The 15,098-nt window shown below is 51.4% G+C and carries 13 protein-coding genes and 2 tRNA genes; 3 read left to right on the top strand and 12 right to left on the bottom strand.

The genetic code is table 11. From position 1 onward, the window contains the following. Window positions 1-7: 7 nt before the first annotated feature. Window positions 8-1,291 carry a glutamate-1-semialdehyde 2,1-aminomutase gene (gene hemL / locus ACTHRE_RS04155; RefSeq protein WP_070646640.1) on the bottom strand — a complete coding sequence of 428 codons (1,284 nt, stop codon included), beginning with the start codon at window positions 1,289-1,291 and terminating at the stop codon, window positions 8-10. 198 nt (window positions 1,292-1,489) lie between these two features. On the opposite strand from hemL, the gene ACTHRE_RS04160 reads away from it, so the two are divergent. The 3 genes from ACTHRE_RS04160 (at window position 1,490) to ACTHRE_RS04170 (ending at window position 4,817) form a co-directional block, all read left to right on the top strand. Beyond that, window positions 1,490-1,885, top strand: coding sequence for a hypothetical protein (locus tag ACTHRE_RS04160; protein WP_070646639.1), 396 nt, complete (start codon window positions 1,490-1,492; stop codon window positions 1,883-1,885). Window positions 1,886-1,956: 71 nt separating this feature from the next. Further along, window positions 1,957-3,279, top strand: a complete 1,323-nt coding sequence (gene miaB / locus ACTHRE_RS04165) for a tRNA (N6-isopentenyl adenosine(37)-C2)-methylthiotransferase MiaB (protein ID WP_107792313.1) — start codon at window positions 1,957-1,959, stop codon at window positions 3,277-3,279. Window positions 3,280-3,506: 227 nt separating this feature from the next. Further along, window positions 3,507-4,817, top strand: a complete 1,311-nt coding sequence (locus tag ACTHRE_RS04170; RefSeq protein ID WP_377073636.1) for an NCS2 family permease — start codon at window positions 3,507-3,509, stop codon at window positions 4,815-4,817. Window positions 4,818-4,900: 83 nt separating this feature from the next. Here ACTHRE_RS04170 and ACTHRE_RS04175 read toward each other — a convergent pair whose 3' ends face one another. The 11 genes from ACTHRE_RS04175 to thiD form a co-directional block, all read right to left on the bottom strand. After that, a complete protein-coding gene (locus ACTHRE_RS04175; RefSeq protein WP_070646681.1) occupies window positions 4,901-5,458 on the bottom strand; it encodes a hypothetical protein in 558 nt (185 codons plus the stop codon). Window positions 5,459-5,850: 392 nt separating this feature from the next. Then, a tRNA-Glu gene (locus ACTHRE_RS04180) sits at window positions 5,851-5,925 on the bottom strand. A 12-nt stretch (window positions 5,926-5,937) separates the two neighbouring features. Next, a tRNA-Arg gene (locus tag ACTHRE_RS04185) sits at window positions 5,938-6,014 on the bottom strand. Window positions 6,015-6,146: 132 nt separating this feature from the next. After that, window positions 6,147-7,505 carry a deoxyguanosinetriphosphate triphosphohydrolase gene (locus tag ACTHRE_RS04190; protein WP_377073637.1) on the bottom strand — a complete coding sequence of 453 codons (1,359 nt, stop codon included), beginning with the start codon at window positions 7,503-7,505 and terminating at the stop codon, window positions 6,147-6,149. 56 nt (window positions 7,506-7,561) lie between these two features. Further along, window positions 7,562-8,821 (bottom strand): transcription termination factor Rho, encoded by a 1,260-nt coding sequence (gene rho / locus ACTHRE_RS04195; protein WP_003680905.1) that lies wholly within the window; start codon window positions 8,819-8,821, stop codon window positions 7,562-7,564. Window positions 8,822-9,066: 245 nt separating this feature from the next. After that, entirely contained in the window at window positions 9,067-9,969 is a 903-nt protein-coding gene (locus ACTHRE_RS04200; RefSeq protein WP_377073638.1) for a DMT family transporter, read from the bottom strand. An 82-nt stretch (window positions 9,970-10,051) separates the two neighbouring features. Next, window positions 10,052-11,740, bottom strand: a complete 1,689-nt coding sequence (locus ACTHRE_RS04205; protein ID WP_440344873.1) for a glutamine--tRNA ligase/YqeY domain fusion protein — start codon at window positions 11,738-11,740, stop codon at window positions 10,052-10,054. A gap of 105 nt (window positions 11,741-11,845) precedes the next feature. Continuing rightward, window positions 11,846-12,625, bottom strand: coding sequence for a DeoR/GlpR family DNA-binding transcription regulator (locus ACTHRE_RS04210; RefSeq protein WP_377073640.1), 780 nt, complete (start codon window positions 12,623-12,625; stop codon window positions 11,846-11,848). Window positions 12,626-12,697: 72 nt separating this feature from the next. Beyond that, entirely contained in the window at window positions 12,698-13,411 is a 714-nt protein-coding gene (locus tag ACTHRE_RS04215; RefSeq protein WP_107810448.1) for a GntR family transcriptional regulator, read from the bottom strand. Between the two features lie 261 nt (window positions 13,412-13,672). Next, window positions 13,673-14,092: an OsmC family protein gene (locus ACTHRE_RS04220; RefSeq protein WP_003679886.1), complete on the bottom strand. Its 420-nt coding sequence runs from the start codon at window positions 14,090-14,092 to the stop codon at window positions 13,673-13,675. Between the two features lie 111 nt (window positions 14,093-14,203). Beyond that, a complete protein-coding gene (gene thiD / locus ACTHRE_RS04225) occupies window positions 14,204-15,013 on the bottom strand; it encodes a bifunctional hydroxymethylpyrimidine kinase/phosphomethylpyrimidine kinase (protein ID WP_049328565.1) in 810 nt (269 codons plus the stop codon). Window positions 15,014-15,098: the final 85 nt, after the last annotated feature.

Consider the following 15,098-nt stretch of genomic DNA (forward strand, 5'->3'; position numbering starts at 1 on the left):
TAAGCTTTTATTTTGCCATTTCTTTGAACACTTCGTGTGCCACAGCAATGGTTTCGTCAATCAGCTCAGGCGTATGCGCGGCGGAAACAAAACCGGCTTCGTAAGCAGACGGGCCGAATGCGACATTGCGGTCGAGCATACCGTGGAAGAAATGTTTGAAACCGTCGATATTGGAACGCGCCATGTCGGCATAGTTTTGCGGCGTATGGCTGGCAAAATACAAACCAAACATGCCGCCCACGCTGTCCGCCGTAAATTCAACGCCATGTGCTTTAGCCGCGTCGGCAATACCGTTGGCGAGGCGTTGGGTCAAGGCAGTCAGGTTTTCATAGAAGCCTTCGCGCTGAATGATTTCCAGCGTTTTCAAACCGGCTGCAACCGCAATCGGATTGCCGGACAATGTACCTGCCTGATACACGCCGCCCAACGGGGAAATACATTCCATAATGTCTTTACGGCCGCCAAACGCCGCCAAAGGCATACCGCCGCCGATCACTTTGCCCATGGTGGTCAAATCAGGCTTGATGCCGTGCAAAGATTGCGCACCGCCCAGCGCCACGCGGAAACCGGTCATCACTTCGTCGTAAATCAACACGGCACCGTGTTTTTCAGTCAATTCGCGCAAGGCTTTGACAAAGGCTTCAGACGGCCTAACCAGATTCATATTGCCGACAAAAGGCTCCAAAATCACACAGGCAATGTCATTGCCGCTTTGGGCAAAGGCTTCTTCCAGTTGGGCGATATTGTTGTATTCGAGTACCAAAGTATGTTTGGTAAAGTCGGCAGGCACGCCGGCAGAAGAAGGATTGCCAAACGTCAACAGGCCGCTACCTGCTTTCACCAACAGGCTGTCGGAATGGCCGTGGTAGCAGCCTTCAAACTTGATGATTTTGTCGCGGCCGGTAAAACCGCGTGCCAGACGGATGGCGGTCATCGTTGCTTCCGTACCGGAGCTGACAAGGCGCAGCTGCTCGACTGACGGCATGATTTTGGCGATTTCTTCGGCAATGACAATTTCGCCTTCAGTCGGCGCACCAAACGACAAACCGCCCAATGCTGCTTCGCGCACGGCTTCAGTGACTTCAGGATGGGCGTGGCCGACAATCGCAGGGCCCCAAGAGCCGACATAGTCGGTATAACGCGTGCCGTTTTCGTCCCAAACATACGCGCCTTCTGCCTTTTTGATAAAGCGCGGTACGCCGCCGACGCTGCCGAATGCGCGCACAGGAGAGTTTACGCCGCCGGGAATAATGGCTTTGGCGCGGTTGAACAAGCTTTCATTACGGTTCATGGTCAATTCTTTCGTAAGAGGTCGTCTGAAAATCAAATCGGAGCCATTTTAACACCAAATCCTTTTCAGACGGCCCAAGCTTCAAAATAAGAATCGGGCGCAAAATCAAAATTATTCTTTAAAAACAAACACTCTATCCACATTTTTCCTGCTTGTGCTATAATCCGCGACCTATTGAAACAATAAAAGAAAAGCATCATGTTACGCGGATTCATACTCAGCCTCGCCCTTTTGGCGTCCTCCCTCGTCCATGCACAACGCAGCCTGCCTGACGATATGGACGTGGCCGTCTTAAAGACTGTCGATTTGCCTTATCTGAAAGTCAGCAAAGGCGGTTTTTCTTGGACGCGCCTGCTGACCTTGGGCATTGTTGACGGCAACGCAGCCAAACTGCAAATCACCCGCTTCACCAAAATCCACGATGAAAACGACCGTTTCATCCCCATGGGCCGCCTGCTGAATCAAACCGGCAAAGCCGTCGCGTTCAAATACAACGAAGAAAGCCACCTCGTCCGCGAAATCTGGATTTTGACCGACGCCGAAGCCGACAGGTTCATCGAACACGCCCAAAAGCAGAAAAAGGCGGAAGAATAACTTTCAGACGGCCCTGGTATTCAAAGGCCGTCTGAACCCTTTTACAACAAGCAAATCAATCAAAACAAACCATGAAAAAAGTATTTATCCGCACCTTCGGGTGCCAAATGAACGAGTACGACAGCGAAAAAATGCTGTCCGTCCTCGCCGAAGAACACGGCGGTATCGAACAAGTTACCCAACCTGACGACGCCGACATCATCTTGTTCAACACCTGCTCCGTGCGTGAAAAAGCGCAAGAGAAAGTCTTCTCCGACTTAGGCCGCGTACGTCCGCTCAAAGAAAAAAATCCCGACCTCATCATCGGCGTTGCCGGCTGCGTTGCCTCTCAAGAAGGCGAAAACATCGTCAAACGCGCTCCGTATGTGGACGTGGTTTTCGGCCCGCAAACGCTGCACCGCCTGCCCAAACTCATCGTTGACAAAGAAACCACCGGCCTGTCGCAAATCGATATTTCCTTCCCCGAAATCGAGAAATTCGACCACCTGCCGCCTGCACGCGTAGAAGGCGGTTCGGCGTTCATTTCCATCATGGAAGGCTGTTCTAAATACTGCTCTTACTGCGTCGTCCCTTACACCCGCGGCGAAGAATTCTCCCGCCCGCTCAACGACGTATTGACCGAGATTGCCGGTTTGGCGCAACAAGGCGTTAAAGAAATCAACCTCCTAGGCCAAAACGTCAATGCCTATCGCGGCGAAATGGAAAACGGCGAAATCTGCGACTTTGCCACTTTGTTGCGCATCGTCCACGAAATCCCCGGCATCGAACGCCTGCGCTTTACCACCAGCCATCCGCGCGAATTTACCGACGCGATTATCGAGTGCTACCGCGACCTGCCGAAGCTGGTTTCACACCTGCACCTGCCGATTCAAAGCGGTTCCGACCGCGTATTGAGCGCGATGAAACGTGGCTACACCGCCTTGGAATACAAATCCATCATCCGCAAACTGCGCTCCATCCGTCCTGACCTGTGCCTCAGCTCCGACTTTATCGTCGGCTTCCCGGGCGAGACCGAGCGCGAGTTCGAGCAAACCTTGAAACTGGTCAAAGACATTGCCTTCGACTTGAGCTTCGTCTTTATTTACAGTCCGCGCCCTGGCACGCCTGCCGCCAACCTGCACGACGACACGCCGCACGAAGAAAAAGTGCGCCGCCTCGAAGCTTTGAACGAAGTCATCGAAGCCGAAACCGCGCGCATCAACCAAACCATGGTCGGCACGGTTCAACGCTGCTTGGTTGAAGGTATCTCCAAAAAAGACCCTGACCAACTGCAAGCCCGTACCGCCAACAACCGTGTGGTCAACTTTACCGGCACACCCGACATGATCAACCAAATGATCGATTTGGAAATCACCGAAGCCTACACCTTCTCCCTGAAAGGCAAACCGGTATAAGCACACACAAACAAAGGCCGTCTGAAACTGTTCAGACGGCCTTTATCTTGGTTCGGCCCGGCATTATCTGATTCATGTATTTTTATTACCCGAACAAAAGGCTTTTCAGTATAATACCGCCCGAAAATTCCCTTATCTGTTTAGAAGTTAAGGCCAAAATCCGAGCTTCCGGCAGTTAAACCCGCTGATGCCGTCCTCGAACGGCTTTCCCAAAAGGAATATCTCGAATGAGTTCTTCAAATCAAAGCGTTTTGGAAAGATTATTCAACCTCAACGCCAATCAGACCAACGTGCGCACGGAAATTATGGCCGGTGTGACAACCTTCCTCGCCATGTGCTACATCATCATCGTCAATCCCCTGATTTTGGGCGAAACCGGCATGGATATGGGCGCAGTATTTGTGGCCACCTGTATCGCCTCCGCCATCGGCTGTTTCGTGATGGGCTTTGTCGGTAACTACCCGATCGCCCTCGCTCCGGGCATGGGTTTGAACGCCTACTTTACCTTTGCCGTCGTCAAAGGCATGGGCGTGGACTGGCGTGTGGCTTTGGGTGCCGTCTTCATCTCCGGCATTATTTTCATCCTTTTCAGCTTCTTTAAAGTGCGCGAAATGCTGGTCAACGCCCTGCCTATGGGCTTGAAAATGTCGATTGCCGCAGGTATCGGCCTCTTCTTGGCATTGATTGCACTCAAAGGCGCAGGCGTGATTGTGGCTAATCCTGCCACATTGGTCGGTTTGGGCGACATCCACCAGCCTACCGCCCTGCTGGCAATGGCAGGCTTCGTGATGGTGGTTGCACTTGGCCACTTCCGCGTCAAAGGCTCCATCATCATTACTATTCTGACGCTGACCGCCATCTCCACCATCTTGGGCTTGAGCGAGTTCAAAGGCGTGGTCGGCGAAGTTCCGAGCATTGCGCCAACCTTCATGCAGATGGACTTCAAAGGCTTGTTCACCGTCAGCATGGTCAGTGTGATTTTTGTATTCTTCCTGGTTGACCTGTTTGACTCTACCGGCACATTGGTCGGCGTTTCCCACCGCGCAGGCCTGTTGCAAGACGGCAAACTGCCGCGTTTGAAACGTGCCTTGCTTGCCGACTCTACCGCCATTATCGCAGGCGCCGCCTTGGGTACTTCTTCTACTACTCCTTACGTTGAAAGCGCGGCAGGCGTTTCTGCCGGCGGCCGTACCGGCCTGACTGCCGTTACCGTCGGCGTACTGATGTTGGCCTGTCTGATTTTCTCCCCACTGGTTCAAAGTATCCCTGCATTCGCTACCGCACCCGCCCTGCTCTATGTTGGCGCGCAAATGTTGCGTAGCGCGCGCGAAATCGATTGGGACGACATGTCCGAAGCCGCGCCGGCATTCCTGACCATCGTCTTCATGCCGTTTACCTACTCGATTGCCGACGGTATTGCATTCGGCTTTATCAGCTACGCACTCATCAAACTCTTGTGCAACCGCACTCAAGACGTACCGCCTATGGTATGGATCGTCGCCGTGTTGTGGGCACTGAAATTCTGGTTCTTGGGTTAAACCACTCAAAAGAACAGGCCGTCTGAAAACTTTTCAGACGGCCTGTTTTATTTTACCCAGCGTTTAAAGCTGTCGGTAAAAGATTATTTTTTCGCTTTTTTAGCAGCAGGTTTAACGGCAGCTTTCGCGCCTTTGTCCAATGCGCAGAAGCGGGTAACGATTTGATCAACCACTTCTTGTTTGCCGTTTACTTCGGTAGTACCGCGGATAGTCAGCATGTTGCCGTCAACTTTGTCTACGTTGGCTGCAGTGGCTGCTTCAGCAACCCAAGCGACATTACCGCCCCAGAATGCGTTTACATCTTTGCTGCTGTCAGTGATACGGAACAGGTTTTCAGTTAATTGGCCTTTGTATTTTACTTGGGCGGCAACAACTTCGTTGCCTTTGAAGCCGTACATTACGCTCAAAGGCTCTTTGCCGTCTTTACCGCATTTGTAGTGAACTTCTTTTTTACCGTCGATAGAGTCTACTTTCAAAGTATTAGGTACTGGAGCTTGAGCTTGTTGAGCCTGAGCTTGGGTTTGTTGTTGCGCAGTAGGCGCAGCTTTAGCTTCAGGTTTGGCTTTAGAACCGCTGCTACATGCAGTCAGGGCAACAGCCGCCAAAACGGCAGGAACGATTAATTTAACATTCATATTCATAATTGACTCCCAAATGGTTTCAATAAAAAACCAGCAAAGGCCGGCTGACATTTACACATTAACAGAGATATTCCGTCTTGTCTTTATCTCAGACGGCATTTTTTAAGAAAAGTTTAAATGTATATTTTTATCTTCTAAAATCAATAAATTATAAATATGAAATCATGTAAATTCAGGTTTGGGAATTTTTAAGATGAATACTGTTGTCAATAAATTGGGGGTTGACAATGGTAAAATGAGATTGAAAAGCGCATATAGATGACAAAAGTCTGGGCAATTTATTTTACATACTTCTGTCTCTTGAGTTGCTGAGCGTTTCAGACAGCCTTAGAATACAAACAGTAAATGCAATAAAAAAACGCAATCTGAAACAGATTGCGTTTTTTGGAAACTGGCACGCCCACGGGGAATCGAACCCCGGTTACCGCCGTGAAAGGGCGATGTCCTAACCGCTAGACGATGGGCGCGGATAAATCTTGTGGCGCACCCGGAGCGATTCGAACGCCCGACCCTCTGGTTCGTAGCCAGATACTCTATCCAACTGAGCTACGGGTGCATCCTCATCACCTCGCAAGTGCGTTGTGAATCAAGAAGACCGAATAATATAGGCTTTACTGAAACCTGTCTACTTTTTTCACAGAAATTTTTTATATTTTTATTTAACTAATTGAAATTAAACAATATAAAATTAACGTAAAATCCCTACTCCTGACAAATCCTGCGCCATTTTGGCGGCGGAATTATCGGTCATACCGCCGACAAAATCCAAAATTTTCATATAGGCCTGATACAGACTGTCTTCAGGAAGAATCGGATTGTGCTTTTTCAACAACTCCAACGCCAAAGACTGACGCGTTGCCAACTGTTTTTCTGCAATCAGGGCATAGGCGGCAGGGACGAGCAAATCCAAAATGGAGCCTAAGCATGGGAACGTGGCAATCTCGGTCAAGAGCTTGGTGTGATGACGAAAAATCCGTGTTTGCGCCAATTCTTTCGCTTTTGCCAAAGTGTTTTGCACTTGCGGGCTACACAGAGCAAGCAAGTCTTTGCCTTTGAATGTTCCGTCCAACAAATCGGACTGATGCAGCATAAAGGTTTGCGCAACATCATCAATCGCCTTGCCAATCGCAATACCTCGCAACATGGCGCAACGCTGACGACTGGAGCTGGCGTGCCACGCGCTTTCGGCAAAGGTCAGCTCGGACAAGATACTCTCCACTTCCGTATCCATGAGTAAATCCAATTCGACGGCATCTTCCAAGTCCAGCAAGGCGTAACAAATATCGTCGGCAGCCTCCATCAAATAAGACAAAGGATGGCGCGCCCAGCTGTCTGCTCCTGCGGAAACCAGCCCCAATTCGTCAGCAACTTGACGGATAAACGGCAACTCGGTTTGATAAATATTGAATTTCTTTCTGCCGTTCGGATGTTGCGTTGTCCACGGATACTTCAGCAATGCGCCGATGGCTGCCGCAGTCAGGCGCATTCCGCCCGCCTCCGGATACATTTCAAGACTGGCGACGATACGCAGGCTATGCGCATTGCCTTCATAGGTTTGAATGTCGTTGCGTTCCGCTTCGTTTAATGTGTTCAGATAAATTTGATGTTCAGGTCGTCTGAACCAATCACGCAAAGCATCTTCGCCGGTATGGCCAAACGGCGGATTGCCCAAGTCATGTGCCAAACAGGCAACCTGCACCACGGCACCAATATCGCTGGGCGTATTGCCCTGCGGCAGAAAACCGCCGTTGTGCAACATCACGCCCACGCGGTTGCCCAAGCTCCTGCCCACGCTGGCAACTTCAACGCTGTGCGTCAGGCGGTTGTGCGTCAAGTCATGTTGCGCCAACGGATGTACCTGCGTTTTACGGCCAAGGCGGCGGAAGGCTCCGGAAAAAACGACCCGGTCGTAATCGATGTGAAAATCCGTACGCAAGGCATCGGCACCTTCCTGAGTCGAAGGGGTAACGGTCGGCACGATTTCGCCGTTTTTGGTACGGAAGCGTTGGGTGGACAATAAGTTTTGCCAATTCATTCGGATGGTCATAAAGATTCCTCAAGCAAAGTAAAGGCCGTCTGAAACATATTCAGACGGCCCTATGCTTATTTACCGCGCATCAATTCAAAGAAATCGTCATTGTTTTTAGAGTCTTTGAGTTTGCCCACCAAAAACTCGGTTGCTTCGATTTCGTCCATAGGATGCAGGAATTTGCGCAAGAGCCACATACGTTGCAACTGATCGTTCGGCACCAGCAATTCTTCGCGGCGCGTACCAGATTTATTGATGCTGATGGCCGGGAACAGGCGTTTTTCTGCCATGCGGCGGTCAAGGTGCAATTCCATATTGCCCGTACCTTTGAACTCTTCGTAAATCACGTCGTCCATGCGGCTGCCGGTTTCAACAAGCGCTGTCGCAATAATGGTAAGCGAACCGCCCTCTTCCACATTACGCGCTGCGCCGAAAAAGCGTTTCGGACGGTGCAAAGCGTTGGCATCGACACCGCCGGTCAGAATTTTGCCCGAAGTCGGCACGACGGTATTGTAGGCGCGCGCCAAACGGGTAATCGAATCCAGCAGGATGACCACGTCTTTTTTGTGTTCGACCATGCGTTTGGCTTTTTCAATCACCATCTCAGCCACTTGTACATGGCGTTGCGCAGGTTCGTCAAACGTAGAGGAAACCACTTCGCCGCGTACAGAACGGCTCATTTCGGTCACTTCCTCCGGACGCTCGTCAATCAACAGGACAATCAGTTCGACATCGGGATAATTGGCGGTAATGGCATGGGCAATGTTTTGCAACATCACGGTTTTACCGGTTTTAGGCGGCGCCACCAACAATGCACGTTGGCCTTTACCGATTGGGGAAACCAAGTCGATGGCGCGGCCGGTCAGATTCTCTTCGGCTTTGATGTCGCGCTCGAGTTTGAATTGTTCGGTTGGGAATAAAGGCGTGAGGTTTTCAAAAAGGATTTTGTGTTTGCAGACTTCGGGCTGATCGCCGTTGATGGTATCAAGGCGGACAAGCGCGAAATACCGCTCGTTGTCTTTAGGTACGCGCACGCTGCCTTCGATGGTGTCGCCGGTGTGCAGATTGAAGCGGCGGATTTGCGTGGGCGAAACATAAATATCGTCAGGGCCGGCAAGGTAAGAAGTATCTGCGCTGCGCAAGAAACCGAAGCCGTCAGGCAGGATTTCAAGTGTACCGGAGCAGGTGAAGCTGACATTCTGCTTCATCATCTGGCGGACGATGGCAAAAACGAGGTCTTGTTTGCGGAAACGGTTGGCGTTTTCAATGCCATGTTCTTCTGCCATTTCCAAGAGTTTGGAAATGTGGAGGGTTTGGAGTTCTGAAACGTGCATAGTATTGATATATTTTGAATGGTATCAGAGAGATGGCACAAAGGCCGTCTGAAAGGATGAAATCGTGCCGCAGGATACGGTAGATTTTTGAGAAAGTTGAATTTTAGGCAGTTGGAGGCAGGGTGTCAAATTTTTAAATCGAACACTGAGGCCGAGACCTTGGTCTTATCCTTCAATAAGATTACGGCTGGAAGTAACGTGGCAACCGCAATCTTATCATCAAAAATCCGAGTATTTGCCCAACTTCAGACGGCCTTTTGCCCATACCGCATCAGCGTCATGCCACCAACCGCCGCCGCACAACCTGCGACCAGTGAAATATGCAGCGGTTCGTCCAAAAACCACGCCGAAGACAGCACGCCAAAAATCGGCACGAGCGTAATATACGCCGCCGCGCTGCCTGCACCCAAAGTCTTCACGCCTTCAAAATACCACGCATAGGCCAATACCGTCGCACCGATGACCAGCCACGCCAAGGCTGTCCAACCGCGTCCATCCATTGCCGCTATTGCCTCAAAAGGCAATCCGTCCGTCCACAATGCCACCACCGACAACATCAGCGCGCCGATGAACGACGTTGCCGTTGTTACCGTCAACGCGTCTATCCCGCGCAAAACCGCGCGACCGATTAAGGTATAAGCCGCCCAACAGACCACGCAACCGAAAATCAGCCACTCTCCTGCCTTGATGCCGCCCGATAACACTGTCAACGGCTGCCCTTGCGTTACCACCATAATGGCACCACCAACCGCCAGCAGCATACCCGCCAAAATCTTCGCGTTTAAACGCTCGCCGAAAAACCAAGTCGCCATCAGCAGCGTCAGCACGGGATTTACCGCCACGACCACCGCCGCCTTGCCTGCCGGCATAGTCTGCAAACCCAGCATAAAAAACACCGCATAGCCGCACACGCCGACGGAAGCGGCTGCAGTCAAGCCCAGCCATTGCCGCGCCGATAAAGCCGCCAAAGTCGCAAACCTGCTGCGCACAAACAACCAGCCCAACAACAAAACCGAAGCCAAGACAAACCGAACCGCCCCGCCCGTCAGCGGCGGCAGCGACTGCCCCAGCATCCGCCCCATCGGCCAGGACGCGCCCCACAACACCGCCATTCCCAGCAGTTTCAAATGTACAGAATAACGTTCCATCTCATCCCTTTATCGACAGAGGCCGTCTGAAAACCAGATTTCAAGTTTTCAGACGGCCTTCAATATAGCGACTGCAAACAGATTACTTAGGCTGCCAAGAATCTTTCAGCGTGACCGTGCGGTTGAACACGGGATGCTCGGGGCTGTGGTCTTTGCGGTCGGTGACGAAGTAGCCGATACGCTCGAACTGCCAACGGCTTTCTGCCGGCAAATTTTTTGCGACAGGTTCGGCGTAAGCAGTGATTTCCTTAATGGATTCTGGATTGAGGAAATCGGTAAACGGCAGGTAATTGCCGTCTTCGCCGCGCACGGCATCGGGACGCTCGACGGTAAAGAGGCGGTCATACAGGCGGACTTTGATTTCGGCTGCGTGTTCGGCAGAAACCCAATGAATCACGCCTTTGACTTTTCTGCCTTCGGGATTTTTGCCCAAGGTATCGTGGTCGATGCTGCATTTGAGTTCAACCACATTGCCTGCCTCATCTTTGACTACTTCATCACACTTAATCACATAGCCGTGGCGCAAACGCACTTCTCCGCCGGGAATCAGGCGTTTGAAGCCTTTGGGCGGATTTTCGGCAAAGTCGTCGGCTTCGATGTAGATGGTTTGGGAAATAGGTACTTCTCGATCGCCCATTTCTTCGTGGTTCGGATGGAACGCGGCACGGCGGCTTTGGGTTTTACCGGCTTCAAAGTTGGTCAGGGTCACTTTGAGCGGGTTCAACACCGCCATCAGGCGAGGAGCGGAGTTTTCCAGCTCTTCACGAATCGCGCCTTCCAACACGCTCATGTCGACGATGTTTTCAGATTTGGAAATACCGGCGCGTTTGGCAAACAAGCGCAGGCCTTCGGGCGTGTAGCCGCGGCGACGCATACCCGAAATGGTCGGCATACGCGGATCATCCCAGCCGGCAACGTGGCCGTCTGAAACCAGTTGGTTCAGCTTGCGTTTGGACGTGATGGAATACAGAAGCTCCAAACGGGAAAATTCGTATTGGCGCGGACGGGTGGCGTGCGGCGCAGGAATGTTGTCCAACACCCAGTCATACAACGGACGATGTGCTTCAAATTCGAGCGTACACAGGGAGTGCGTGATGCCTTCGATGGCATCGGAAATGCAATGCGTGTAGTCGTACATCGGATAAATGCACCATTTGTCGCCGGTGTTGTGGTGATGGGCGCGGCGGATACGGTAGATGACGGGGTCGCGCATATTGATGTTGCCTGAAGCCATGTCGATTTTCAGGCGCAGGGTTTTGCTGCCGTCGGGGAACTCGCCGTTTTTCATGCGTGTGAACAGGTCGAGGTTTTCTTCGACACTGCGGTCGCGGTAAGGGCTGTTTTTACCCGCTTCGGTCAGCGTACCGCGGTATTCGCGCATTTCTTCAGGCGTTAAATCATCGACATACGCTTTGCCATCTTTGATCAAACCGACGGCGTAGTCATAGAGCTGGTCGAAATAGTTGGAAGCGAAACGCGGCTCGCCCGCCCAATGGAAACCGAGCCACTCGACGTCTTCTTTGATGGCGTTGACGTATTCGTCGTTTTCTTTTTCAGGGTTGGTATCGTCAAAACGCAGGTTGCACAAGCCGTCGTAAATATAAGCCAAACCGAAGTTCAAGCAGATGGATTTAGCGTGGCCGATGTGCAAATAGCCATTCGGCTCGGGCGGGAAACGGGTTTGGATGGCTGTATGTTTACCGCTTTTGAGGTCTTCATCGATAATGGTGCGGATAAAGTGGTTGTCCGCGAATTGGTCTTTATTCAACATAATATTTCTTTGATAGGAAAATGATTTTCTGTTTTCAGACGGCCTAAATATTCAATCAGGCCGTCTGAAAGGAATGGAATGATGGCTCAATTGTACCCGACTTGGCTACTTTGATACAGGGTCGGCAACCTGCCACGCCACGCCGCGTTCGTTTAGGGTTTTCTGCATGGCGGCAGATGGCGGGCGGTCGGTAAACAGCTTATCAAATGCGCCGATATCGCCCAGTCTGACCAAGGCATTGCTGTTGAACTTGCTGTGGTCTACGCCAAGATAGCGCACGCGGGCATTGTTCACCATTGCCTGCATGACGCTGACTTCCTTGTAATCGTCATCTAAAAGCGAGCCGTCGTTTTCTATGCCGTGGGTACTCATGATGGCATAGTCGACTTTGAATTGGTTGATGAAATCGACGGTTGCCACGCCGGTAATACCACCATCCAATGGGCGGACCACGCCGGAAGCGATGATGACCGTGTAGTCGGTACGCGCCGCAGTGATGGAGGCGGCGTAGATATTGTTGGTGATAATCCGCAGGTTTTTACGCTGTCTGACCAACTCGGCGGCAACGGCTTCCATGGTGGTGCCGATGCTGATAAAGAGCGAGGCATTGTCGGGAATGGTGGAAGCGATCAATTGGGCAATGGCGTTTTTTTCCTGCTGCTGATGGTTGCGCCGCTCCTGCCCTGCCGTTACGACTGAAACGTCGCCCAAAGATGCGCCGCCGTGATAGCGTTTGAGCTGTCCGGTCTCGCTCAACTCCTGCACATCGCGGCGTATGGTTTGCGGCGTAACATCCAAATTCGCCGCCAACTCTTCCACCGTCATGAAGTTATGTTCGCGGACAAGGGTGAGGATATGTTCGTGTCTTTGGATTTTGGGTTTCATAGCGTTTCGCTTTGTAGGGATAAACCAATGGCCGTCTGAATATTTCAGACGGCCTTTTTATTGTCAAACCGATTACATCTCGAGTTTTTGTTCCAAGCGTTCCATACACGCGCCCAAGTGGCGGCGCATGACTTTGGTCACACGGTTGCGCTTGCCTGCCAACAACAAATCGAGGATTTCTCGGTGTTCATGGTGCGAATTGGAATCGATGTTGCGCTTTTCTTTGCGAAGCGGATCGGAAACGGCCACAATCAATGAAGAGCGCGCGCACAAGGTATTCATGATTTCAAACAGGACATCGTTGTCCAGCAGCCGCGCCAATTCGACATGGAAGGCATTGGACAGGCGGTTCCAACCCACGCGGTCGCCGCTTTCGGAGGCTGCACCCTCTTGCTCAATCATGGCGTAAAGCGGTTGCAGACGCGTTTCCAAATCAGGCATATCGATAAGGACGCTCAAAATCATGCTTTCCATTTCGATACGCGTGTTGAACACGTCTTTCATTTCTTTCAAGTCCGGCACATGGACAAATGCGCCGCGGTTGGGCTGCAAATCGACGATTTTATCGTGCGCCAAAAGTGACAATGCGCCACGCACGGTATTGCGCGAGCAAACCATTTGCCGGCAAAGCTCGGACTCGGTCAGTTTTTTGCCCGGCAACAGCAGATGGTCGGTAATGCCGTCCAAAATCAATGCGTACACTCGGAAGAGTTCCGAATCGTGACGCTCTTCCAAAATAAGCGATGAAGTTGCAGGCGCAATGTTGGTATTATTTTCGTAATCCATACTGTTTCCCCAGTATCCGTATTAAGGCGCAAGCGTTTACAAACCTGCAGCTTTCGGGGTTGTTTAAAATATAATTAAAAATTGTTGACAATGTTAAACGAAACTTGCACAATGAGATCAACAAGCCAAGTTATAAAGGCTGATAGAGAGAGAGAAAAAGGAATAAAAAGCAAGCAGATATATTCATGTTAATGCGTGAATATATCTGCTTTTTTTGTGGGTAGCCGGTTCACGCTCCGATACTCCCACCCTGAAACTGCCCTATTCTGTTTCGACGATCTCGAAGCTGTGGCTCATTTTTGCCGCTTTGCCCAGCATAATCGATGCGGAGCAATATTTTTCGGCAGACATCTGTACTGCGCGTTCAATCGCGCTTTCCTGCAAATCCCGACCATACACTTTGAAGTGGATATGGATTTCGGTAAACACGCGCGGCGCGGTGTCGGCGCGTTTGGCAGTCACTTCGGCACGGCAGTCGGTGATTTTTTGGCGTTGTTTCTCGGCAATCATCACGACATCGATGCTGGAACAGCCTGCTACACCCAACAACAGCATTTCCATCGGGCTGGGGCCGCGTTTGACTTCGCCTTCAGCCGCCGCGCCTTCCATCACAACGCTGTGTCCGTTTGCCGTTGTACCGACGAAGCACATTCCGTCTATCCATTTTGAGGTAACTTGCATGGTGTCTTTTTTATCCGTAAAAGCATTAATCCGATATTGTAAACAATTTCAAGTGATAAACCTAGTCAGGCCGTCTGAAAAATACAATCAATTACAATTGGTCTGAACGCATTATTCGTCCCGATACGCCCAATGATTGACCGGCCCGTGCCCTGCCCCAATGCCCAAAGGATGGGAAATGGCGGCGGCAATATAGTTTTTTGCCGTTTGAACCGCCTCGGACACGCTAAACCCTTTTGCCAACTCGGCAGTGATGCAGGCAGAAAATGTGCAACCCGTGCCATGCGTATGCGGCGTCGGGAAACGTTTGCTATTCAGCTCGATGGTCTCGTATGGCGTAAACAGCCAGTCGGTGCAATATTCGCTTTGGCTGTCGGCAAGATGGCCGCCTTTAATCACCACATTTTTCACGCCCCAATCCTGAAGAATTTTGGCGGCGCGTTCCGCATCTTGGCGGTTTTCAATATTGATACCCGTCAATGCCTGCGCTTCGGGCAGATTGGGGGTCAATACGTCCGTATGCGGCAACAGCAGGCGTTTCATGGCTTCGACGGCTGAATTTTCCAACAACGGCGCGCCGCCTTTGGCAATCATGACCGGATCCAACACGCGTTTGCCGAAGTCGCATTCGGCAGTTTGTTCCGCCACGCATTCGATGATTTCCGCCGTACCCAGCATGCCGATTTTATAGGCGCGGATTTGGAAATCCTCCTGAATTGCGGCAATTTGCGCGGCAATCATGTCGGTCGGTATCGGATGCACTGCCGATACGCCCAAAGTATTTTGTGCGGTAACCGCAGTCAGTACGCTGGTGCCGAACACGCCGCGCATCTGAAATGTCTTCAAATCCGCCTGTATGCCCGCGCCGCCGCCGGAATCGGAGCCGGCAATCGTCAGCGTTTGAATAAAAAGTTCGTCCATCGTATCCTCCTGTTTTTCAGACGGCCTTGTGTTTATCGTTGTTGAGAGCAGTTTGGTTTTATCCGCAAACAAAGGCATTCGCCGT

The organism is Neisseria sp. P0001.S007, assembly GCF_051963655.1.
Classification (GTDB): Bacteria; Pseudomonadota; Gammaproteobacteria; order Burkholderiales; family Neisseriaceae; genus Neisseria; species Neisseria subflava_A.

What these genes read in the sequence shown, in the direction of transcription:
- hemL (WP_070646640.1), bottom strand. Translation starts at nt 1,291, where the DNA reads ATGAACCGTAATGAAAGCTTGTTCAACCGCGCCAAAGCCATTATTCCC.
- ACTHRE_RS04160 (WP_070646639.1), top strand. Translation starts at nt 1,490, where the DNA reads ATGTTACGCGGATTCATACTCAGCCTCGCCCTTTTGGCGTCCTCCCTC.
- miaB (WP_107792313.1), top strand. Translation starts at nt 1,957, where the DNA reads ATGAAAAAAGTATTTATCCGCACCTTCGGGTGCCAAATGAACGAGTAC.
- ACTHRE_RS04170 (WP_377073636.1), top strand. Translation starts at nt 3,507, where the DNA reads ATGAGTTCTTCAAATCAAAGCGTTTTGGAAAGATTATTCAACCTCAAC.
- ACTHRE_RS04175 (WP_070646681.1), bottom strand. Translation starts at nt 5,458, where the DNA reads ATGAATATGAATGTTAAATTAATCGTTCCTGCCGTTTTGGCGGCTGTT.
- ACTHRE_RS04190 (WP_377073637.1), bottom strand. Translation starts at nt 7,505, where the DNA reads ATGACCATCCGAATGAATTGGCAAAACTTATTGTCCACCCAACGCTTC.
- rho (WP_003680905.1), bottom strand. Translation starts at nt 8,821, where the DNA reads ATGCACGTTTCAGAACTCCAAACCCTCCACATTTCCAAACTCTTGGAA.
- ACTHRE_RS04200 (WP_377073638.1), bottom strand. Translation starts at nt 9,969, where the DNA reads ATGGAACGTTATTCTGTACATTTGAAACTGCTGGGAATGGCGGTGTTG.
- ACTHRE_RS04205 (WP_440344873.1), bottom strand. Translation starts at nt 11,740, where the DNA reads ATGTTGAATAAAGACCAATTCGCGGACAACCACTTTATCCGCACCATT.
- ACTHRE_RS04210 (WP_377073640.1), bottom strand. Translation starts at nt 12,625, where the DNA reads ATGAAACCCAAAATCCAAAGACACGAACATATCCTCACCCTTGTCCGC.
- ACTHRE_RS04215 (WP_107810448.1), bottom strand. Translation starts at nt 13,411, where the DNA reads ATGGATTACGAAAATAATACCAACATTGCGCCTGCAACTTCATCGCTT.
- ACTHRE_RS04220 (WP_003679886.1), bottom strand. Translation starts at nt 14,092, where the DNA reads ATGCAAGTTACCTCAAAATGGATAGACGGAATGTGCTTCGTCGGTACA.
- thiD (WP_049328565.1), bottom strand. Translation starts at nt 15,013, where the DNA reads ATGGACGAACTTTTTATTCAAACGCTGACGATTGCCGGCTCCGATTCC.